24 protein-coding genes and 1 tRNA gene are annotated in these 20,231 nt (G+C 65.5%); 12 read left to right on the top strand and 13 right to left on the bottom strand.

Going from position 1 to position 20,231, the window contains the following annotated elements; all coding sequences use genetic code 11:
* The first annotated feature begins 18 nt into the window (after positions 1-18).
* From OHA70_RS03395 to OHA70_RS03375, 5 genes are all read left to right on the top strand, one after another.
* Positions 19-849 carry a uracil-DNA glycosylase gene (locus OHA70_RS03395; RefSeq protein ID WP_328328387.1) on the top strand — a complete coding sequence of 277 codons (831 nt, stop codon included), beginning with the start codon at positions 19-21 and terminating at the stop codon, positions 847-849.
* Complete coding sequence (locus OHA70_RS03390; protein WP_328328385.1) at positions 846-1,385, top strand: hypothetical protein; 540 nt, start codon at positions 846-848, stop codon at positions 1,383-1,385. The genes OHA70_RS03395 and OHA70_RS03390 overlap by 4 nt, the downstream gene beginning before the upstream one ends.
* Before the next feature lie 78 nt (positions 1,386-1,463).
* The gene (locus OHA70_RS03385; protein WP_328328383.1) at positions 1,464-2,459 is read left to right on the top strand and encodes a type IV toxin-antitoxin system AbiEi family antitoxin; all 996 of its coding nucleotides are present in this window, start codon (positions 1,464-1,466) and stop codon (positions 2,457-2,459) included.
* Positions 2,446-3,276: a hypothetical protein gene (locus tag OHA70_RS03380; protein WP_328328382.1), complete on the top strand. Its 831-nt coding sequence runs from the start codon at positions 2,446-2,448 to the stop codon at positions 3,274-3,276. Before OHA70_RS03385 ends, OHA70_RS03380 begins: the two co-directional genes overlap by 14 nt.
* A gap of 224 nt (positions 3,277-3,500) precedes the next feature.
* Positions 3,501-4,808 (top strand): NAD(P)/FAD-dependent oxidoreductase, encoded by a 1,308-nt coding sequence (locus OHA70_RS03375; protein ID WP_328328379.1) that lies wholly within the window; start codon positions 3,501-3,503, stop codon positions 4,806-4,808.
* Positions 4,809-4,811: 3 nt separating this feature from the next.
* Here OHA70_RS03375 and OHA70_RS03370 read toward each other — a convergent pair whose 3' ends face one another.
* The 3 genes from OHA70_RS03370 to OHA70_RS03360 all read right to left on the bottom strand — a co-directional run bounded on the left by OHA70_RS03370 (position 4,812) and on the right by OHA70_RS03360 (position 9,040).
* A complete protein-coding gene (locus OHA70_RS03370; RefSeq protein ID WP_328328377.1) occupies positions 4,812-7,166 on the bottom strand; it encodes a GH92 family glycosyl hydrolase in 2,355 nt (784 codons plus the stop codon).
* A gap of 87 nt (positions 7,167-7,253) precedes the next feature.
* The gene (locus tag OHA70_RS03365; RefSeq protein WP_328328375.1) at positions 7,254-7,919 is read right to left on the bottom strand and encodes a response regulator transcription factor; all 666 of its coding nucleotides are present in this window, start codon (positions 7,917-7,919) and stop codon (positions 7,254-7,256) included.
* A complete protein-coding gene (locus OHA70_RS03360) occupies positions 7,916-9,040 on the bottom strand; it encodes a sensor histidine kinase (RefSeq protein ID WP_328328373.1) in 1,125 nt (374 codons plus the stop codon). Before OHA70_RS03360 ends, OHA70_RS03365 begins: the two co-directional genes overlap by 4 nt.
* A gap of 103 nt (positions 9,041-9,143) precedes the next feature.
* On the opposite strand from OHA70_RS03360, the gene OHA70_RS03355 reads away from it, so the two are divergent.
* From OHA70_RS03355 to OHA70_RS03345, 3 genes are all read left to right on the top strand, one after another.
* Positions 9,144-9,650, top strand: coding sequence for a glycine cleavage system protein R (locus tag OHA70_RS03355; protein ID WP_328328371.1), 507 nt, complete (start codon positions 9,144-9,146; stop codon positions 9,648-9,650).
* Positions 9,647-10,222, top strand: coding sequence for a peptide deformylase (locus OHA70_RS03350; protein ID WP_328328370.1), 576 nt, complete (start codon positions 9,647-9,649; stop codon positions 10,220-10,222). Before OHA70_RS03355 ends, OHA70_RS03350 begins: the two co-directional genes overlap by 4 nt.
* 576 nt (positions 10,223-10,798) lie before the next feature.
* A tRNA-Leu gene (locus OHA70_RS03345) sits at positions 10,799-10,879 on the top strand.
* A 50-nt stretch (positions 10,880-10,929) separates the two neighbouring features.
* On the opposite strand, the gene OHA70_RS03340 is transcribed toward OHA70_RS03345, so the two are convergent.
* The 7 genes from OHA70_RS03340 to OHA70_RS03310 all read right to left on the bottom strand — a co-directional run bounded on the left by OHA70_RS03340 (position 10,930) and on the right by OHA70_RS03310 (position 14,824).
* Complete coding sequence (locus OHA70_RS03340; protein ID WP_328328368.1) at positions 10,930-11,376, bottom strand: Imm1 family immunity protein; 447 nt, start codon at positions 11,374-11,376, stop codon at positions 10,930-10,932.
* A gap of 4 nt (positions 11,377-11,380) precedes the next feature.
* Positions 11,381-12,031: a DddA-like double-stranded DNA deaminase toxin gene (locus OHA70_RS03335; RefSeq protein ID WP_328328366.1), complete on the bottom strand. Its 651-nt coding sequence runs from the start codon at positions 12,029-12,031 to the stop codon at positions 11,381-11,383.
* Positions 12,032-12,174: 143 nt separating this feature from the next.
* Positions 12,175-12,435, bottom strand: coding sequence for a hypothetical protein (locus tag OHA70_RS03330; RefSeq protein WP_328328364.1), 261 nt, complete (start codon positions 12,433-12,435; stop codon positions 12,175-12,177).
* Positions 12,436-12,531: 96 nt separating this feature from the next.
* Positions 12,532-12,813, bottom strand: a complete 282-nt coding sequence (locus OHA70_RS03325; protein ID WP_328328362.1) for a hypothetical protein — start codon at positions 12,811-12,813, stop codon at positions 12,532-12,534.
* A 163-nt stretch (positions 12,814-12,976) separates the two neighbouring features.
* Positions 12,977-13,720: a GntR family transcriptional regulator gene (locus tag OHA70_RS03320; RefSeq protein WP_328328360.1), complete on the bottom strand. Its 744-nt coding sequence runs from the start codon at positions 13,718-13,720 to the stop codon at positions 12,977-12,979.
* Positions 13,721-13,790: 70 nt separating this feature from the next.
* The gene (locus OHA70_RS03315; protein ID WP_328328358.1) at positions 13,791-13,979 is read right to left on the bottom strand and encodes a hypothetical protein; all 189 of its coding nucleotides are present in this window, start codon (positions 13,977-13,979) and stop codon (positions 13,791-13,793) included.
* 2 nt (positions 13,980-13,981) lie between these two features.
* On the bottom strand, positions 13,982-14,824 hold the full coding sequence (locus OHA70_RS03310; protein WP_328328356.1) for a phosphoribosylaminoimidazolesuccinocarboxamide synthase: 843 nt from the start codon (positions 14,822-14,824) through the stop codon (positions 13,982-13,984).
* Between the two features lie 115 nt (positions 14,825-14,939).
* On the opposite strand from OHA70_RS03310, the gene OHA70_RS03305 reads away from it, so the two are divergent.
* The 3 genes from OHA70_RS03305 to OHA70_RS39755 all read left to right on the top strand — a co-directional run bounded on the left by OHA70_RS03305 (position 14,940) and on the right by OHA70_RS39755 (position 17,170).
* Positions 14,940-15,872, top strand: coding sequence for a hypothetical protein (locus OHA70_RS03305; protein WP_328328354.1), 933 nt, complete (start codon positions 14,940-14,942; stop codon positions 15,870-15,872).
* 150 nt (positions 15,873-16,022) lie between these two features.
* A complete protein-coding gene (locus tag OHA70_RS03300; RefSeq protein ID WP_328328352.1) occupies positions 16,023-16,706 on the top strand; it encodes a Type 1 glutamine amidotransferase-like domain-containing protein in 684 nt (227 codons plus the stop codon).
* Positions 16,706-17,170, top strand: coding sequence for a DUF4304 domain-containing protein (locus OHA70_RS39755; protein WP_442913867.1), 465 nt, complete (start codon positions 16,706-16,708; stop codon positions 17,168-17,170). Before OHA70_RS03300 ends, OHA70_RS39755 begins: the two co-directional genes overlap by 1 nt.
* A gap of 713 nt (positions 17,171-17,883) precedes the next feature.
* Here OHA70_RS39755 and OHA70_RS03295 read toward each other — a convergent pair.
* The 3 genes from OHA70_RS03295 to OHA70_RS03285 all read right to left on the bottom strand — a co-directional run bounded on the left by OHA70_RS03295 (position 17,884) and on the right by OHA70_RS03285 (position 19,303).
* Positions 17,884-18,324, bottom strand: coding sequence for a DUF4440 domain-containing protein (locus OHA70_RS03295; protein WP_328328350.1), 441 nt, complete (start codon positions 18,322-18,324; stop codon positions 17,884-17,886).
* Complete coding sequence (locus tag OHA70_RS03290; RefSeq protein ID WP_328328348.1) at positions 18,314-18,706, bottom strand: hypothetical protein; 393 nt, start codon at positions 18,704-18,706, stop codon at positions 18,314-18,316. The genes OHA70_RS03295 and OHA70_RS03290 overlap by 11 nt, the downstream gene beginning before the upstream one ends.
* 81 nt (positions 18,707-18,787) lie before the next feature.
* A complete protein-coding gene (locus OHA70_RS03285) occupies positions 18,788-19,303 on the bottom strand; it encodes a DinB family protein (RefSeq protein ID WP_328328346.1) in 516 nt (171 codons plus the stop codon).
* Between the two features lie 107 nt (positions 19,304-19,410).
* Between OHA70_RS03285 and OHA70_RS03280 the strand changes: the two genes are divergently transcribed.
* Entirely contained in the window at positions 19,411-20,160 is a 750-nt protein-coding gene (locus tag OHA70_RS03280; protein ID WP_328328344.1) for a DUF4118 domain-containing protein, read from the top strand.
* Positions 20,161-20,231 lie beyond the last annotated feature (71 nt).

Genomic DNA, 20,231 nt, shown 5'->3' with positions numbered 1-20,231 from the left:
CGGTTCTACGCTGAGGGCATGAAGCTGCCGCACCCGTTGACCGGGAAGCTGTACGAGAGCCCGGTACCACCGGGCACCGGCTGGCCCGAGGATCCGGCGGCCGGCAGTACTCCGGTCGCCCACGACGCGGCGGAAGTCCTCAAGCTCGCACGGACGGACGACCTGGCGGAACTCGACGCCAGGGTGTCCGTCTGTCGTGCGTGTCCCCGGCTGGTCGAGTGGCGCGAAGATGTTGCCCTAGGCAAGCGAAAGTCCTTCGCCGACCAGCCGTACTGGGGCCGCCCGATCGCCGGCTGGGGCGATCCTTCGCCGCGAATCCTGATCGCCGGACTGGCCCCCGCTGCCCACGGCGGCAACCGCACCGGCCGGGTCTTCACCGGCGACCGCTCGGGCGACTGGCTCTTCGCCTCGCTCTATCGCGTCGGGTTGGCTAATCAACCGACTAGCGAGCACGCCGGCGACGGGCTGCGGCTCATCGGCGCCCGGATGATGGCCGCCGTCCGCTGCGCGCCACCCGCCAACAAGCCGACGCCGGAGGAACGCGACACCTGCGCTCCGTGGTTTCATGCCGAGTTGGAGCTGGTCCTCCCTTCGACCCGCGCGATCGTCTGCCTGGGCAAATTCGGCTTCGACGTCCTGCTGAACGCCCTGCAAGCCGTCGGCGGCGCGGTGCCGTCCCCACGCCCGAAATTCGGGCACGCGGTGGAGTACGTAGTACCAGGCCCGTACGGCGAAGTCACCGTCCTCGGCTGCTTCCACCCCAGCCAGCAGAACACCTTCACCGGCAAACTCACCGAACCCATGACAGACGCCGTCCTGGCCAGGGCCAAGGCGATCGGAGGCCTGTGAGCGACAACTTCATCACCCTGGTCGACCTCGCTGTGTCCGAGGAGGAGGCGCCTGCCAGGGCTGCCCGGGTTCGGCAGTGGCTGCTCGATCGCGGCAGCGCCCAGGTCAACAGCCAACGGGACAAGCTCATGCATCCGAGCGAGCTCGCCGCAGGACCGCAGTACAGGCTGGCCGACGAGGACCCCGAGGGCCACATCCTCACGATGAGCAATTGCGGGATCGATCTGGAGGTGGGCCGGACGGTGCACCATCCGATGGGGAACTACACGCCACCCACCTGCCCGGAGTGTGGGAGTGACGCCGACGAGGATGCGCATGCCGCCTTGGCCGAGGTGTGGTTCTCGGGGCCCGAGCCGACGCTGCAGTGCGTCGTGTGCGGTGTCGTGACGCCGCTGGGCGACTGGCCGGGCAGGTGGACCTTCTACGTCGCCAACTTCGGCGTCTGCTTCAACAACTGGAATCTGCGCGACGAGTTCATCGCCGACCTGTCACCGCTCGTCGGCACCAGAGTGCGGGTGGTCCGCACGCATCTGTGAATTTGGCGAGCCGCGTTCAGCCTCCGGACATGTTCAGCTATATTGAACACGATGCAAAATTGAACGGAGTGAGTTCAGATGGAATCCCAGATCGCTTCGCTCCTCAGCGAGCAACTGGACGCAATCGGTCTGGATATCTACGGCCCGACCGTGCCCGAGGTGCTTGCCTCCGATGGAGCTGTGCCTGGCGGGATCCTGCGGCGCAACGTGCGGGCGCCCTACTGGCTGGCCTACAGGCGAGACATGACCTTCATGGAGATCGTTCAGCTGAAACGCTGGGCGGCGGACCACCCACTCCTCGTGCTCGGCGAGCGGATCACTGAGCGATCCGCGAACGCCCTGCGAGAAGCGGATGTGCAATACCTAGACAGCGCGGGAAACGCCTACATCTCGTTCGAAGATGTCCTGATAGATATCAGAGGGCGCCGGAGCTCGGTGCCCTTGTCCAGATCGTCAGTACCGGCGCGATCGGTCAACCTCTTCAGTGCCCGTCGGGCGCGAGTGGTCTTCGCCCTGGTGACCTGGCCTCGTCTTGCGCGGGCAAGCGTTAGGGAACTTGCCTCAGTGGCCGGGGTCTCGTCTGGTCTCGCCCACGATTGTCTCGAGCTTCTGGAGCGGAACGGTTATCTGAGCCCGGGCCGGGAACGGGAGCTTCGCGACGGCGAGGAACTGCTGGATCACTGGACCGCTACCTATCCGTCAGGGCTGGCGCCGACTCTGCGGCTCGGTGAGTTCTCTGGTGATATCGGTGAAGCGCGAGCTGTCCGTCCGGATCAGCCGATCTTCGTCAGTGGCGAGTCGGCTGTCCCGCGGATGATCCGGCCAGTCTCGTTGACCATCTACGTGGACGAGCTGGATCCGATGCTGGCGATCCGCAACCGCTGGCGTTCGGATGAGCAGCCGAACATAGTCGTCAGGCGGAAGTTCTGGACGGACCCCGGAGAGCCCAAGGAACTGTCGGACGGCAAGCTGTTGGCGCCGTGGACGCTGGCGTACGCCGACCTGATGGCAACCGGCGAGTCGCGTCAACGAGAAGCTGCTCACCAGTTGAGAGCCGACCTTGCTCAGTTTTGAAGGTGTCAACGTCAGACAGCTCGACCTGGCGCGGCTGGTCGTCGAGGAGCTCTTGGAGCTTGGAGATCTCGAGCCGGCCGACATCATGATCGTCGGAGCTTCGTGCCGGGACATCCTTCATGCCGGCCTAGGCCACGGCTTTCCCTTGCGTGCGACGACAGATGTTGACGTTGCTATCGCTCTACCCGCCTGGGCGCCGTTCGACAACCTGGTCAAGAGATTGCGGCCGGTGGGCGACAATGGGATTCGCTACCTGGTACGGGAGATTGCGGTCGACCTCGTACCGTTCGGTGAGGTGGAGGACCCGGTGGGCTCGGTGCTACCGGTGCGACGGGACGAGTCTATGGACGTCTTCGCGTTCAATGAGGTTTTTGGTGGGTCGCTGGTACTTCCGCTGGGCCCGGATCTCGAGGTTCGGCTCCCTGATCCAGCCGGATACTGCGCGCTGAAGTTGTCGGCCTGGGCCAATCGATGCCTGGACAACGAGTTCCGGGACGGCGCCGACATTGCCACGGTGGCGTATTGGTACGCCGGATGGGCGGAGGTAGAAGAGCGGCTCTACGACACTGATGAAGGCAATGCGATTCTGCTGGCCGCGGAGGTCGATCGCCTGCTGGCATCCGCGGAGCTTCTGGGTCGGGACATCGCTCGATTGATCGGGTCAGAACGTACGCGCGAGTTGAAGTGCCGATGGACGGCTCTGGTCCGGAACCGGCTGGTGGGCGAGTTCGGTCATGACACCATCCCGAGTTGGACCGCCGATCTTCTGCGGCGCGAGGCAGTTATCGAGAGTCTGTGTTCCGGCCTGTGGGGCTGACCCTCAACGCCTTGCGCGAAGCCGGTGAACTTGCGGTTGTGTTACCGGTGGGGTCAGGGCTAGGTCCGGGCGGGGGCAGGACGCAGGATAGAGGACGAAAGTCCCTCCGATGGGGGACTTCCGGTGGTTGAGATCACCCGGAAGATGGCTTGTGAAAGTTTTCACGAGCCCGCTATCCTGAAGTGGACATGAAGTTGGAACAGCACTCAGGGAGAGTGAAGGCAATGGCAGCCCAGGTACCGCACATCCTCGTCGTCGGAGGCGGTTACGTCGGGATGTACACCGCGTACGGCCTGCGCAAGGCCGCCCGCCGGGGCAAGATCCGGGTCACCGTGGTCGACCCCCGCTCGGTGATGACGTACCAGCCGTTCCTGCCCGAGGCGGCGGCCGGCTCGGTGGAGCCGCGGCACGTGGTGGTGCCGCTGCGCAAGACGCTGAAGGGCTGCCGGGTGGTCACCGGCCGCGTGGTCGGCGTCGACCACGAGCGCAAGGTCGCCCAGGTGATGCCCGAGGAGGGCCCCGACTACGAGCTCGCCTACGACCAGATCGTGATCGCGATCGGCTCGATCGCCCGGACGCTGCCGATCCCGGGGCTGGCCGAGGAGGCCACCGGGTTCAAGAACGTCGAAGAGGCGATCGCCCTGCGCAACAAGGTGCTCGACCGGCTCGACGTCGCGTCGTCCCAGCCCGACCCGGCGCTGCGCAAGTCCGCGCTCACCTTCGTCTTCGTCGGCGGCGGGTACGCCGGGATCGAGGCGTTCGCCGAGCTCGAGGACATGGCCCGCTACGCCACCCGGTACTACGACAACATCACGCCCGACGACATGCGCTGGGTCCTGGTCGAGGCCACCAACCGGATCCTGCCCGAGGTCGGCCCGGAGCTCGGCCAGTACACCGTCGAGCAGCTCCGCAAGCGCAACATGGACATCAAGCTCGAGACCCGGCTGGAGTCCTGTGAGAAGGGCCATGTCGTACTGAGCGACGGCGAGGAGTTCGACGCCGACACGATCGTCTGGACGGCCGGCGTGAAGGCCAACCCGGCGCTCGCCCAGACCGGCTTCCCGCTCGACGAGCGCGGCCGGGTCAAGTGCCTGGCCAACCTCCGGATCGAAGGGGTCAGCGACGCTTGGTCCGCCGGCGACAATGCCGCAGTACCGGATCTGACCTCCGAGACCGGTGCGTACTGCGCGCCGAACGCCCAGCACGCGGTCCGGCAGGCCAACCGCCTCGCCGCGAACATCCTCCGCGTCGTCGACGGTCAGCCGCCGCAGGACTACAAGCACAAGTACGTCGGCTCGGTGGCCAGCCTCGGACTGCACAAGGGCGTCGCCCAGCTGTACGGCGTGAAGGTCAAGGGCTGGCCGGCCTGGTTCCTGCACCGGACGTACCACGTGTCCCGCGTCCCCACCTTCAATCGCAAGGCCCGGGTCATCCTGGACTGGACCCTCGCGCTGTTCTTCCGGCGCGAGGTCACCAGCCTCGGCAGCCTGCAGACGCCCAACGACGAGTTCCGCCGGGCGACTGACAGCTGATCCTCAGTGGTGATCGATGGGAGCGGTGCCCCAGCTTGTGGGCGTCGCTCCCATCTGTACATTGATCCGGCCGCCGTTGGTGATGAACGACTCGGGCAGCCACGACTCGGTCCGCGGCTTTCCGTTGAGGTCCAGCGCCTCGACGTACTGGTTGGCGTCTGACGTTGCCGGCGCCTCGATGGTCAGCCGTACGCCGTTGCTGCGCTTGAGCTCGACCTTCGGGAACAGCGGGCTGCCGACGAGCAACTCGGCCCGGCCAGGCGTCTGCGGGAAGAGGCCGATCGCGGCGAAGACGTACCAGGCCGAGAGCGTCCCCAGGTCGTCGTTACCCGGCAGTCCCGACGGGCCGGTGCCGTAGACGGTGTCCACGATCTCGCGCGTCGTCGCCTGCGTCTTCCAGGCAACGCCGAGCCCGTTGTAGAGCCAGGGCGTGTGCAGGCCGGGCTCGTTCGTCGGGTCGTAGCGGAGTGCGCTACCGCCCTTGACCGCCCAGTTGCCCGCAGCGTCATGGAAGAAGCCGTCCAGCCTCTGTACTGCGGTATCGCCCATCAGCGTCCCGAGCCCCGACACGTCCTGCGGAACCATCCACGTGTACGTCGCGCTGGAACCCTGCGCGAATCCCACATCGGTGGACGGCGTGAAGCCCGGCTGCCAGGTCCCATCCGCCTTGCGTGCTCGCTGATATCCGACGCTGGGGTCGTAGGTGTTCTTCCACCAGGAGCCGCGGTCTTGGAGGTCAGCGGTTGGTTTGCCGAGCCGGGATCCCCACTGAGCAAGGGAGAAGTCGGCGAGCGAGTTCTCCAGCGTCTCGGCGGCGCCACCCCAGCAGTGACAGGCGTCCTGTGGTGCGTAGTGCTTGGCCAGGTAGGTGTTCAGTGCAGGTCGTTGCCCAGTGCATTGCCCGGGGCAACCGCCGTCGTTCTCGGCATCCGGGTTCTGAACAGTTGCCTGGTGCACCAATGAGTCATAGGCGCCCTCGGCATCGAAATTCGTGACGCCCATCGCCGCGAAGGTCGCCAGCGTCGGCGCGGCCGGGTCGCCGGTCATGACGTGCGTGGGGCCGTTGTTGTGGAGCCAGCGGTCCCAGATCCCCTTGTTCTGTTGGGCAAATTGGTACATCGACTGCGCGAAGTCGCCCGCGATCTCCGGCTTGAGCAACGCGAGCAGCTGGATGTGTGCGCGGTACTGGTCCCAGCCCGAGAAGGTCCCGTATTGAGCCTTCTGCCCAGGCGCCAGCTCGTGGATCTGCTGGTCGCTGCCGAGATACTTGCCGTCGACATCGTTGAAGACGTTCGGCTGCAGGAGTACGTGGTACAGGGCGGTGTAGAAGGTGCTGCGCTGAGCCTCGCTGCCGCCGGTGATCCGGACGTTCTGCAGCTCGTTCTTCCAGGTTTTGTAGCCGTCGTTGGCGATCCGGTTGACGGTCGCGTCCGGACGGAGCTCGGCGGCGAGGTTCTGCTCGGCGCCCTGCGCGCTCACGTAGGAGATGCCGATCCGCATCTTCACCTTGGCGCCAGGGTTGAAGCTGACGAAGCCGCCCGAGCCCTTGCCAGCCCGGTCGGCACCGGTCGCGTAGCCTTCGCCGCCGGTGGTCTGGGTGCCGCCCGGGGTGATCGTGCCGTCCTTCCAGGTGCCGGTGGCAACGACCGGCTGGTCGAAGGAGGCGGTGAAGTACAGGCGGTAGTAGGTCTTCCGGTTGTTCGTACCACCGTTCGCCCGCCGTCCGCAGAAGGCGCCGGTCAGGACCGAGCCGGTCACCTTGCGGTTGGCCGCGTCGATGGTGATCTCGGCGTCCTGGCTGCCGTTGAGCGAGTTCGACGTACGGAACAGCAGATTCGGCTGGCCGTCGGCCGGGAAGGTGAAGTCGCCGACGCCGGCGCGGGTGGTGACGGCCAGGTCGGACTTCACGCCGTTCGCCAGCTTGACCGTGTACCGGCCGGGCTTGGCGATTTCGTCGGTGTGGCTGAAGTTGCTGGCGTACTTCGCGTCCGTGGTGTCGGCGGTCGGCGAGGTGTCGACGGTACCGACGTACGGCATGATCGGGATGTCGCCGGCCGCGCCGGGATTGCAGCCGGCGCCGCTCACGTGGGTGAGGGAGAAGCCGCGCACCCGCCTCACGTCGTACTGGTAGCCGTTCGCCGCGCCGGTGCTGGTCTGGTCGCCGCGGGTGCTCGTCGGGCTCCACGAGATCATCCCGAATGGGCGGACTGCTCCCGGCCAGGTTGTGCCGTCTCGCGCGGACCCGACCAGCGGATCGACGTAGGCGGCCGGGTCTGTGACGACTTGGTCCGCGACCGCCTGGGCTGGCAGGGCGGGGAGTAAGAGAGCCAGGGCGAGACCACCGACGAGCAGGCGCATTTGAAACCTTCCAAGGGCGGATGAAACCCCTAGAGGCTAGTGCCGGTGAGGTCGGTGCGGCTATGCCATCGGGTGAAGGATCGGTGATCAGCGGGTGTCGTCGAGGAAGCCGGCGTCGTGGACGAGGAGGGCGATCTGGACGCGGTTGTTCAGGTCGAGTTTGGTGAGGATGCGGGAGACGTGGGTCTTCACAGTCGGGATGCTGAGGTAGAGGCTCGCGCTGATCTCGGCGTTCGACTTGCCCTCGCCGACCGCGACGGCGATATCGCGTTCGCGGTCGTTGAGGTCCTTGAGGCGCTCGGCCGCCTTGCTCTTGCGCTGGTCCTGGCCGGAGGCGGCGACGCGGGTGATCAGCCTCTTCGTGACGCCTGGCGAGAGGACCGGCTGGCCGCCGGCGACGCGGCGTACGGACTCGACGATCTCGGCCGGCGGGGTGTCCTTGAGGATGAACCCGGCGGCGCCCGCGCGGAGCGCGCGGAGTACGTGCTCGTCGGCGTCGAAGGTGGTCAGGATGACGACCTCGGGGGCGCCCGGGCGCTTCCGGACGGCCTCGGTCGCGGTCAGACCGTCCATGCCGGGCATCCGGATGTCCATCAGCACGACGTCGGGGGAGAGCCGGTCGATCAGGCTCTGTACGCCGCTGCCGTCGCCGGCCTCACCGACCACGCGGATGTCCGGCGCACCGCCGAGCATCAACTGCAGCCCGGCGCGCAGCAGCGGATCGTCGTCCACGATCAATACCCGAATGGTCATGCGGGCCACGGTAGCCAAGCGGCGAGGCGGAATTCGCCTTCGGGGGTACGGCCGTGTTCGAGCCGGCCGTCGACTAGCTGGGCGCGTTCGGTCAGGCCGATCAAGCCCTGGCCGTCGCCTTTGCGTGCTTGGCCGGCGGGGTTGTGGAGCTCAACGGTCAAGCCGTTGCCTGGTGCACCGATCACCTTGATCTTCACCGGTTCGCCCGGGGCGTGCTTGAGCGCGTTGGTGAGGCCCTCCTGGACGATCCGGTACGCCGTTCGGCCGACGTGCTCGGGGAGGTTGCCGGGGGCATCGAGCTCGAGGTCGACGGGGAGGCCGGCCTTGCGGGAGTCCTCGACCAGGGCGGGCAGGTCCGCGAAGCTCGGTTGGGGGAGCTCGCCGACCGGCGCTCGTAGTACGCCGATCACCTCTCTCAGGTCCTGGAGCGCCTGATGCGCGCTGGCCCGGATGATCTCGGCCGCGCTGGCGACTTCTTGCGTGCTGGCATCCGGGCGGTAGGCAAGCGCTCCGGCGTGGACGCTGAGCAGGGAGAGGCGGTGGCCGAGGACGTCGTGCATCTCGCGGGCGATCTCCTCACGGGCTCTGAGCTGGCCGCGCTCAGCCTGGAGGAGGGCCATGGCCTCGGCGCGGTCGGCCCGGTCGCGGAGGGTCTGGAGGAGTTGGCGGCGGGAACGGAGGTACAGGCCCCAGCCGGCCAGGGCACAGTAGATCAGGATCCCCCAGAGAGCGGTTTCCTGGATGGACTCGGGCTTGTCTCGGACCGCGATGTAGATGGCCAGGCTGACCGTGTTGACGCCGAAGATCACCAGCGTCGTCCGGAACGGCCGGTAGATCGCCACCGTGAGGATGATCATCAGGGTCGGGCCGGCGGCGGCATCCGAGAAGGCTGAGATCGCGGCCGCGACGACCGCGAGCTGGACCGGCCAGCGCCGCCGGAACCACAGCGTCAGGCACAACGCCATACCGACGATGAAGTCGACGTCGTGCAGCCACCCAGGGATCGGGTCTTTCCGGCCGCTGTCGTACGAGAGCAGGCTGATCAGGATCGCGAGGACGAAGCTCAGACTGTCGACCACCCAGTCCCGGGCGCTGCGTCGTGGACCATCTGAACCCGCCATGGGTCGAATCTAACGAGCTTTGACGGTGGGTGGCTGCCTTCTGGACCGTCCGGATACCGAAGTTTGACCGGGTAAAGACTTTGGTCCAGGTAAGTTTCCGCCCATGAGTCAGCTCGCAGTCACCGTCATCGGCCCGGACCGCCCGGGCATCATCGCCGACGTCACCGAGGCGCTCGCCCAGACCGGCGTCAACCTCGAAGACTCCACGATGACGCTCCTGCGCGGGCATTTCGCGATGATGATCGTCTGCTCGGGCGGCTTCGCCGAGGTCCGCGAGGCGCTCGAGCCGTTGCGCGGCGAACTCGTCATCACTGTCCGTGAGATGGGCCCGGAGAAGGCCCACGCGCCGATCGGCTCGCCGTACATCCTGAGCGTCCACGGCGCCGACCGTCCCGGCATCGTGTCCGCCGTGACCCGGATGATCGCGAGCGTCGGCGGCACGATCACCGACCAGACCACACGGCTGAGCGGTGCTTTGTACGTGCTGACCGCCGAGGTGGAGCTGCCGGCCGGGGCTGAGCTGAGCATGCTGCAGCGCGCCCTGGAGATCACCGCCGAGGAACTCGGAGTCGGAGTCACACTGCGCCCGGCCGAAAGCGACGATCTGTGAGCTCCCCGGTGACCGCCCACCTCAACCAGACCGTCGCCAGCTGGAGCCCCGCTCAACTCGGCCTGACCGGCGACGTACTGGAAGTAGTCCGTGCGCCGCATCCCGTACTAGCCACCGAAGGCGCCGCTGTCGACCCGCTCGACCCGGTGATGGTGGCCCTCGCCGCCGACCTGGTAGCCACCATGCGCGTCTCACCCGGCTGTGTGGGGCTCGCCGCCCCTCAGGTCGGCGTAGCAGCCCAGATGTTCGCCCTGGACGTCACCGGCCACCCCAAAACCCGCACCTGCCACGGCGTCTTCGTCCTCTGCAACGCCGTCATCGTCGAAGCCACCCGCCAGGAAAAGGCCCGTGAAGGCTGCATGTCAGTCCCCGACCTGACCGGCGACGTCAAACGAGCCACCCGCCTCACCATCACCGGCGTCCTCCCCGGCACCACAGACGAACTGACCATCACCACAGACGCCTTCGAAGCCCGAGCCCTCCAACACGAAATAGACCACTGCTCCGGAGCCCTCTTCCTAGACCGAGTAGCCGGCGCCCACGCCATCTACCCCCGCAAGGTCTACCTGTAACAACCCCGTACTCCGAACAGCCAATCAACTCGCCAACCTCACCCACCCAAGGCGCGGCCGGTGTATGGGTTCAGGCGGCTGTGGCTTCCCCGCCCGCCCACCCTTGGCGGGGTTGGGGTGAGGGGTGCGGTGGCTGTGGTTTCCCCGCCCGCCCAGCCCCAGCCGGGGTTGGGGTGTGGGATAAGGCGGGTGTGGTGTCCCCGCCCACCCGCCCCAAGGCGGGGTTGGAGTGTGGGGTGGGGTGGCTGTGGCTTCCCCGCCCACCCGCCCTTGGCGGAGTTGGAGTGTGGGGTGGGGTGGCTGTGGCTTCCCCGCCCACCCGCCCTTGGCGGAGTTGGAGTGTGGGTCAGGCTGCTGAAGATTCCCCGCCCACCCTCCCCACGGGCTGAGCGTTAAGGCGTCGGCCAACCATGCCGTCCCGACCGTCTGCCCTGACAGAAGGTCAAATCCACGAACCGCCGTCTCCTGCCGGCTCAGCATGTGTCAACAGGATGTCCGCACATACCAACCGACTCTGACCCGCTTACCCTGTGTCCGTGACCAGGATCTACTTGTAGGGTGCTCCTTTGGTCGCAGGCCCGGGTGGCGGAACGGCAGACGCAGCGAGCTTAAACCTCGCAGCCGAAAGGCATACGGGTTCGAATCCCGTCCCGGGCACAACGCTTAAACCAACCGACCCTGCGGCGCGGCCGACAGAGCGTCACCCGTCAGGCGATGTCTCTCGGCCACTCTGCCCATTCAAACGAAGCTGGTCGGTTCCCGCCGGTCTCGACGAACTCGCCGATTGCGCGCCGGACCTCCTCGATCGACACCTCGGAATCCTGGGGCCAGCCCTCGTCATGGCCTTGGTAGTAGAAGAACGTTTCCTCCCGCTCGCTGTGCTTTCCCGGCACGTACCAAACGCCTCGCGTGGCCCCGTCGTCACCGGCGTACCGAATGCCACCCACCTTCGCCTCGGCATCGATGCCGATCCGCAGTTCGTGATCGCGTACGCCGGACTCCAGCAGCGGGCGCGCCTCGCTGTAAAGCGCGACAACCGAGTTCTCGAACGGCTCAGCCAGGACAGCGTCGACCAGAGCATCAACATCGGCGGCCGAAGTCAGCAGGGTCGGGCCTGCGCCATTCTTGTAGAAGGCCCGCACAGTCGCCGTCATGTCGTCATCCATCCTGTTCCGTGCCGCGATAGGTCCGCTTGAATCCAGCTGGTCCGTAGACGGTCAAACTACCGCCCGCCGGGAGAAACCGACTCAACATCTGGTCACACCCGAGGTCACCGTCGCATGGCCTCTTGTTGATCACAATCGTCTCGTCCGTGAGTTCGCGCTCACGCATCATCAGCGCGAACTTGACCTCAACATGCGAGGTGATCGCCAAAGTATGTGGCGGGTCACCCAGCTTCTTGTCCGACGCCAGACGGTCAGCCATTTCTCGATGCCCATCGATGCCGCTGAGTAAGGGCTGCTCATTGCCATCAGGATCTCGCCAGAAGCCGCTCGTCTTCTCTCTGTGGCCTCGACGCTCAACGCGTACCGGCAATCTCCGAAACAGATCCTGCGCCTCTTGGTCGCTGATCGTGGGCTGCGAGCGCCTGCCTTCCGAGCTCGAGTCGTCGCCTGCCTTCGCGACAGATCCTGACGGCTTCCCCTCCGTGGCTCGGTCATTGCCTTGCCCGCCGCCATTGATCATCTGCTCGGCCCAGCCGCGCGCTTTTGGCCGTACCTCGGCTAGGTACTGAGCTGCGTCCTCGCAGCGTCGGGCGGCCTCGTCCAGTTGTGCCGCGGCCAGCCGGGCTGCCGGGTGGTTGGACATGTGGCCGACCTGGCTGGCGTTCTCCCGGCATCGGTGAGCCATTCGCCGTAGGTACTCCGCAACGCGAGGCGTCTCGTCGAGAGTGGCAAGGAGCGCCTGAGCCACTCGCTGGAGTTCGGAGGGCATCGCGGTGCCTCTGGCGACTAGATCTGGTCGGCATAGCTTCGGCAGCCCTGGGCGGCGATCTGGAGGGATTCAACGGCTTGTTCGAGGGAACGTCCGGCGGCGTCGAGGAGTTGGGAGATGTCGCGGTCGGCGCCGGTGGCTGAGCCGGCGATGAGGGATTGGACTTGTGCGCCGGTCTGGCCGAACTTCTGCCGGAAACCGCCGAGGCTTCCGGCGCCTTGCTGGGCTTCAGTCATGAGTTGGTAGAGCTGGGCTTTGAGTCTTTGGATGTCGGACATCGGTGCCTCATCTGGGTTGGTTGCTATAGGCAAACAGGTCGAGGTGGAGCGGCGGGTGGGCGCAGGCTGCAGGGGCCGGTACGTCCACCCGCCGGCTTATGGAGTCGCGTCGAGGGGAGTGGCGACGAACACCTGGGCGCCGGTTGCGCGCTCGAAGGTGAGCTTGACGGCGAGCGGAGCGCCGAGGACGGCGAAGTGCAGCATGCTCGGTAGTACGACGGCCGTGGCTTGGCTCTGATGGATTGCTTGGATCAGCGCTTCAAAGGCAGCGGGTGTGGACTCCCGCTGTTCCACGAAGACCGTTCCCATCGCGAAGCCCTCTGTGGTGGCGTAGCAGGCGGGTCGTTCCTTGACGCCGACCAGTTCGTCTTCGGTCATCAGTAGGTGCTGTCGGACGTAGCCGTGAACAAGAGGTTTCGTGCGATCCGCGTCGCTCATCGCGTACTCCAAAGATTCGAGTGTTCTAGTTCAGAGACTAGAACACTCGAATCGAGATGCACAAGCCCATTGCGATCGGCTGTCGGTGGTACGGGAGTTGAGGTCAGTCGCCGAGGCGGCCGCGGTAGGTGACGCGGCCGTAGGTGATGCTTTCGCCGTACTCGAGGACGTCCCCGGCGTCGTCGTAGATCCAGTTGCGCCCGACGAGGATGAGGTCGCCTTCGTCGAGGCCGAGTTCGCCTGCCTGGTCAGCGGTCGCTGCGGCCGGCTCGAATTGGTCCTGCCAGGCGTCGATGGCGCGTTTGAGTGTGGTGGCGACGTACGCGAATGTTCCTTCGCGGATTCGCTCGGTGCTCAGCAACAGCGGGGCGAGCTCGGCCAGTTCGCCTTTGAAGTAGGAAGTCGAGGCGGAGATCGGCTTGTTGTCGGCGCGATAGGTGACTCGTACGCGTCGAATCACCGCGTCGCCGATCTTGAGTCCAAGCGCGTCGGCGACTTGTTCGCTGGCCTCGTCGAGGGCGGCGTGGGTGATCTTGGCGTACTGGCCGGTCGGATAGACCTTGCCGGTACGCCGGGACTTGTCGACGCGGTCGTTTGCTGCCCGGCCGCGTTCATCCTCGGTCGTGACGATGCTCCCGACGCCACGTTCGGGCCGGATGTACCCCTCGGCCCGCAAGCTGGTCAATGCCCGCTGCGCCGTCGCGATCGCCACGCCGTAGTCACGCATCAACGCTCGTACGGACGGCACGCGATCGCCGGCCTGCAGTTCACCGTTGGAGATCCGGGTACGGATCGCGTCAGCAATCTGCAGGTACGGCGGCGCGGGACGCACCAACTTCGGGGGCATGACGAGACCTCAAACTCTTCAATCGGTGTTCTAGAACACCGCTAGCATAGGCAGAATTGCGCGCGAAGGTCTAGTAATCGTCCCGCGCGTTGACCCGGTCGATGCTCAACCCTGTGGCCGCAACGGACCTGGCGACCTCAACATCCGCCGGTTCCGGCTCGACACCCTGATCCTTAGCGGCCAGCAGTCGGTGATGGACCTTCTGCAGTTCCAATACCTCGCTCAAGCGGGCCTCCTGGATCTCTTCCCATGTCGCCATGGTCAGTCCCACTTCAGCCCGGTGATGCGCTCGTACATCGCCACGTAGCGAGCCCGAGTCTCGTCGACAACCTCGCCGGGAATCTCCGGGCCCGGGGGAGTCTTGTCCCAGGTCCCCAAGTCTCGCGCCCAGTCCCGTACGTACTGCTTGTCGTACGACACCTGCCGCTGCCCAGGCTTCCAGTCCTCGTCCCGCCAGTACCGCGACGAGTCCGAAGTCAGAACCTCATCTGCGAGGACAAGCGTCCCGTCCTTCGCCAGCCCGAACTCAAACTTGGTGTCAGCCAGGTGCACTCCGCGGCCGGCCGTGATCTCGGTAGCCCGGGTAAACAGCTCAAGCGTCTTAGCCTCAAGCGTCTTCGCCAGCTCCGGCCCAACAGCCTCCGAGACCTCCTCAAAGGTCATCGGCTCGTCATGCCCATCCTCAGGCGCCGTCTTCGTAGTCGGCGTGAACACCGGCTGAGGCAGCTTGTCGCCCTCTCGCAGCCCCGGAGGAATCGACACGCCGGAGATTTTCCCGCTCTCCTGATAGGCCTCCCACCCAAGCCCAGCAAGGTATCCACGAGCGATGCACTCAACCTGAATGATGTCGACCTGCTGCACCCGCACAGCCCGACCCTCGAACTCAGCCGGCACATCGGTAGCCGAGATCACGTGGTTCGGCATCACGTCCTTGAGCTGCTCGAACCACCACAACGAGAGACTCGTCAGCAGCTTGCCCTTGTCAGGGATCGGCGTAGGCAACACCACGTCGTAGACCGACACCCGATCAGTCGCAACGAGGATGACCTCCCCCGGCCGATCGCTGTAAACATCCCGAACCTTGCCCTGATGAAGAAGCTCCACGCCCACTGTTCTAGCACACCCTTGAGGGGTTGACTGAACTGGTGCCGCCCCCTCTGATACGGGGCATGAGAACTTCCTGTGCGCACATCTTCATTGAGTCCGGCAGGGAGCCGTGATGTCGGACGACCATGACGAATTGACCATCCCGTTCAAGCTAACTGGGCCGGATGTCGAACTCCTGGTGGTGGTGGGAGGCGACCTCGAGTACCTCAATTCGATCACTCGGCAAGACCTGCCAAGCCACACGGAAGTGCGTTTGGCTGCCTCAGTTCTTCGCCGCTTGTTGACGGAAGGTCAGCTCAAGCATCTGTGGCGGCTCATGAATCCCTCGGGGGGACCCCAGTGGACGGTCATATCTGGAGACATCGACCAGACGCTGTCGGTCTGGCCTCCAGATCAAGTTCGACTTGCCTGGGCAGGGGGAGCCGGCTCGGCGGAATATGCGAACCACGCCGGTCTGATCCATGCGGTGATACCCGCAGCTACCTGGGCGCCATACGGATCGGCAGATGCCTATCAGGCCGCACATCCCTTGCCGATGACCAGCAATCGTAGGCAGTTCAGTATCGATGCGTGGATGAACTCAACCTCGATGGCCGTGAAAGTGCCTGACGGGACGCTGAAGAAGATCACCCGTGCCGCTGTCATCAAGTACATCGCAAATCGCAAGGGAGGCGTTCACTTCGATCCGCGTCGCAACTTGGACAGGAGCGGGTCGAAAGGCCGTAGAGATACTGAGGCGGTCCTCTTGGATCACGGCCTCCTTCGGGTTGGGCATCTCAGTGGCCCGGAGTACGAGATCGTATCGATGGCTCACGAGATTTCGGAGAGCAACTGGGCCTCAGAGATCACTCGGCTGGCTGGTGGCGCGGCCCCTGAGGAGTTCGGTGGTGATCCACGGGAGATCAAGTTGTGGGTCGGGTACCCCCAGGATGACGGCACGGGTTGGGTCACACTCACATTTGATTCCTCGGCTGAACATCCGGTGAAAGGCGCCGGTTCGGAAGAGGTTGGTCCGTTGCCGATCGTAGAGAAAGACTCCTTATGAGATGCATCCCGAACTCAGCTGACAGGTCCTCTACGTCTTCAAGACAGGCACCTTCAGGGCCCGAACGCGTTCCGCCCATCGAGGTCAGGCGATGATTGGTTCGCGGCGCCTTTGGTTCACGAATCCGTCGTACTCGGCTTGGGAGGTGTTGTGAAGCTTCTTCTTACGTCTGGTGGTATTACGAACGAGAGTATTCGGGATGCGCTGGTTGAGCTGTTGGGTAAGCCGATCTCTGAGGCTCATGCGCTCTGCATTCCCACGGCGATGTGGGGGCATCCGATGTTGGGGCCTGCCTCGGTAAGGGGCGCCGTCGCGGGCGAGCCTCCGTTTCTTATGACCAGCTTGGGGTGGGCGTCCGTGGGGGTCCTGGAGCTCACTGCGCTGCCCAGCATTGGGGAGGAGCGGTGGGTGCCGTGGGTGCGGGAGGCTGATGTGTTGCTGGTGGACGGTGGTGAGGCGACGTATCTGTGCCACTGGATGCGGGAGTCGGGGCTGGCCGACGTCGTCTCGTCGTTGTCCGAGATGGTTTGGGTGGGGCTCAGTGCTGGCAGCATGGTGATGACGCCGCGGATCGGTGAGGGGTTTGTCCGCTGGCCTTCTGCGCCGGATGATCGCGGGCTCGGGGTGGTCGATTTCTCGATCTACCCGCACCTGGATCACGAGCTCATGCCGGGGAACACCATGGCCGACGCGGAAATGTGGGCCGCTGACATCGCAGGTCCGGCGTACGCGATCGATGACGATACCGCCATCAAGGTGACCGACGGCGTCGTTGAGGTCATCTCCGAAGGGCACTGGAAGGCTTTCCCCGCCTCGCCGCCGGCCAGCGATTGATGGGGGAGACTGTGACGACTCCGCGTGAGGCGATGAATGGTGCGTTGAAGGACGCGGTTACGCAGCACCTGCGTCCTAAGGGTTTCACCGGATCCTTGCCGCACCTGCGGCGCCGTTCCGAGGCTCAAATCTGCTTGGTGAGCTTTCAGTTCTTTTCGTCCGGTGGAAGCTTTGTCGTGGAGGTTGCTGAGTGTGGGCCTGATGGTTTCACCTCCGCGTGGGGTAAGCACAAGCCTCCCCAGAAGGTGACGGCCCAGGACATCCTCGCGCCCCGGCCGCGCCTTGGAAGTGCGGACTTCCCTGAGGGCGATCACTGGTTCGTCTTCGGGCCGCGAAACTACGAGCCGGGCGCGGATCAGCTGCAGCCCCAGGCGACCTACGAAGCGGTCGCTGCTGAAGTCCTGCGATTCGTAGAGTCGCAGGCAGAGCCGTTCTGGCGGCAACAACTCGCGGTTCGGACATAGAGCCTGGCGACAGCCGGGCATGATGTTCTTGTGGGTATTCGCGCTGAGCTTGTTGGTTCCGATGGCACCGTGATCCGGCTGCCGGATCCAGCGGGTGGCACTTTTGATGCCGCTGGCGACTTCGATGAGTTGATGCCGGTCGATGTCGCTGGGTACCCGCTGCTCAGTCAGGTAGGCCCGTTCGAGGATGCGAGCTTCTCGCCGACCGATATGGGCGGACTGCTCCTGGAGATCGATCGGCTAGTTGTTTCTGCCATGCCTGGTCTTCAGCGCAGAGGGCTTCTGCGGCTTCGTGCGATGGCTTTGACGTGCCGAGGTACCTCGGGGAGCACACTCCGGTTCGCTGGCGACTAGGACTCGGGTGAAGGCGGCCAGGCGGTCTGTTGGCTGGTGTTGAGCTGAACAACTCCATCAGCTGTGGCCGGTTTCTGTCCCGCTCGACAGGAGGTACTGCCGATTCGGCGGCGTGTTGACCCGGTGGTGAGCGGGGGCGTCGGCAGGAAACGCGAGTACCTCCTGTCGAGCGGGACAGCTTCAACGGGGTCTGTCCGGTTCGGGTCGGGCTGTACGTCGTACTGGTGACGGAAGGAGTGGAGTGTGAAGGTGATCGTGGCGGGCAGGGCGTATGTGGATCCGGAGGTGCGGGAGCACTTCGAGATGCTGGATGGCCAGGTGTTCAAGCATGAGGTGAGTGGGACGCGGGGGCCGTTCGACTAGTCGATGGTGAGGCCGGGGCGTTCGTCGTCCCAGGCTGCGGCGGAGATTCGCCAGCCTTCGGTGGTACGGATGAATTGGATCGTCTTCCGGCCGCGGCCTGTGAAGGGGACGCCGTCCTGCACGCCTTCCTTGGCGTAGCTGCCCCACCAATGGGCGATGTCGCCCCAGATCTCTGTACTTCCGCCAAGTGCCCATTCGTGGAAGTCGACCAGCGTGCCGCCCTCGAGCAGCGCTTGCCGCGGCGCGATGAAGTCCTCGACCCCGTAGACGGCCGGCTCCCCGCCGCAGGTTCGGACGATCACGGCTTGGGGGATGAGCAGCTTCCGCAGTACGTCGAGGCGCTTGGCCACCCCGTCGCCGGAGGTGAAGGCTGAGAAGAACGCATCCACCATCCCCTCGAGCTCAATGCGGTCGGTTGGCTGCTGATCAGTGGTCATCTAGGCCTCGCAGGAAGTCGTCGTCGGCTTGCAGTGTGCCGGGGTCCGGCGGGATCGGCCCTAGCGCGGTCAGGTTGCGGTGAGCGAATGTCAGTAGCAGGTCCGGGGAGATGTCCGGTAGCGCGTGAAAGGTGCGCTGGGGGATGTCGAGGCGGTAGTACCCGGTTGGTTCACCGGCGAGTTCGCTGGTGACGAAGCAGAGGTAGTGCTCGGGAGGCTGCGGTCCGGCGGCCACGATGTAGTGGGCGCCGAGTTGGCTCCGGTGCTCCTCCAGCCACGCGGGGCGGCCGGAACTCACCCCCGGCCTCCGGGCGGCCAAGGCCATCAGCTCCTCGAGCCTGTTGGTGGTGACGACCTTGATGTCGCTGGGTCGATTGTCCACCCAGGCCGTCTCCGAGTCTCTGAACTTCGGCCAGCGTCTGATTCGGTGGCCCCAACCCAGCAGAAGGCTCATGCGGGACCCTTACTGGCCGGTGGAGCCGTCGATGGACTCGCGGAGGAGGTCTAGGTGGCCCAGGTGGCGGGCGGTTTCTTCGATCAGGTGGGTCAGGGCGAAGCGGAGATTGAAATTCATGCCTTCGCCCTGGGCCATGTCGTCCAGGGAGGCGGCGGCTACTACTGCGCGGGAGCGGGCGCACTCCGCCTGGTAGTCGGCGACCAGGGCGGGGAGGGTGTCGTCGGGGGAGAGTACGAAGTTGCCGTGGGGGTTGTCGTCGGGCCAGGGCCATTCGATGTCCTGGGCGGCGAAGTCGATGGCGAACCAGAAGCGTTCGGTGCCCGCGAGGTGCTTCACCAGGCCGGCCGGGGTGAGGGCCGAGGCGGGGACGGAATGGCTGAAGGCCTGCTCGTCGGTGAGGCCGGCGACCTTGTTCACCACGGTGCCGCGCAGAAAGTCGAGCAAGCTGTTCAGCGTCGCGCGCTCACCCGCAGCCTGCAGCGGGCGCGAGCGCTCCACGGGTTGCACCTGGTCGGACGTCATCGGCTCAGACTAGGAGACGGCAGGTGCAGCTGTGATCTGGGCCGTGACTTTGTCAGAGTCTGGTGAGAAGCGTTGGAATGTTGGGGGGTGGGGCGTATCAATGGGGTGTGGAGAGTTACCGGAATCCGGTGTTGACGGGTGCGGTGTTGGCGCCTTTGGCCATTTGTGCGGCGGTTTCGCCGTTCAGGGACAGTTTTGACAATGCCAATGCGGCGTTGCTGCTCGTGCTGGTGATCGTGGCGGTGGCCTCCTTCGGGGTGCGGCCGGCCGGGGTGGTGGCGGCGGTGTCGAGTGCGGTCTGGTTCGACTTCTTCCTGACGGTGCCTTACAACCGGCTGACGATCGAGAACCAGGACGACATCGAGACGACGATCCTGCTCGTGGTGATCGGCGCGGCGGTCACCGAGATCGCGATCTGGGGCCGGCGGCAACAAGCTCGGGCGAGCCAGCAGACCGGCTACCTGGCGGGTGTGATGACCACTTCGCAGGCGATCGCGGCGGGTGGGTCGACGGCCGAGGTGATCGACCAGGTACGGACGGAGCTGACCGCCGTACTGCGGATCGACGGCTGCCGGTTCCTTGCCGGGGGCAAGCGTGAGCATTCGCCGCAGCTGAACCCGGACGGCTCCGTCTCCCGGCGCGACCGCGTGATCAAGGTGGAGCGGGACGGGCTGCCGACCGATGCCGAGATCGAGCTGGTCGTCCAGCACGCCGGCGTCGTCCGCGGGCGGTTCCTGCTGACCGCGGCGAGCCGGATCTCCCGCCCCGACCTCGAGCAGCGCCTGGTCGCCGTCGCCCTGGCCGACCAGGTCGGTGCGGCCCTCGCCTCGCAGGAGAGCACTCTGCGTAACCCCTGAACTGGCCTGCGGGAGAACCACATCCTGGGTGGCCACCGGTCCCGGCGTCGTACTTGCCCATACAAGTACGA

The organism is Kribbella sp. NBC_00382 (genome assembly GCF_036067295.1).
GTDB lineage: Bacteria > Actinomycetota > Actinomycetes > Propionibacteriales > Kribbellaceae > Kribbella.
This window is presented reverse-complemented; position numbering and strand designations above follow the sequence as displayed.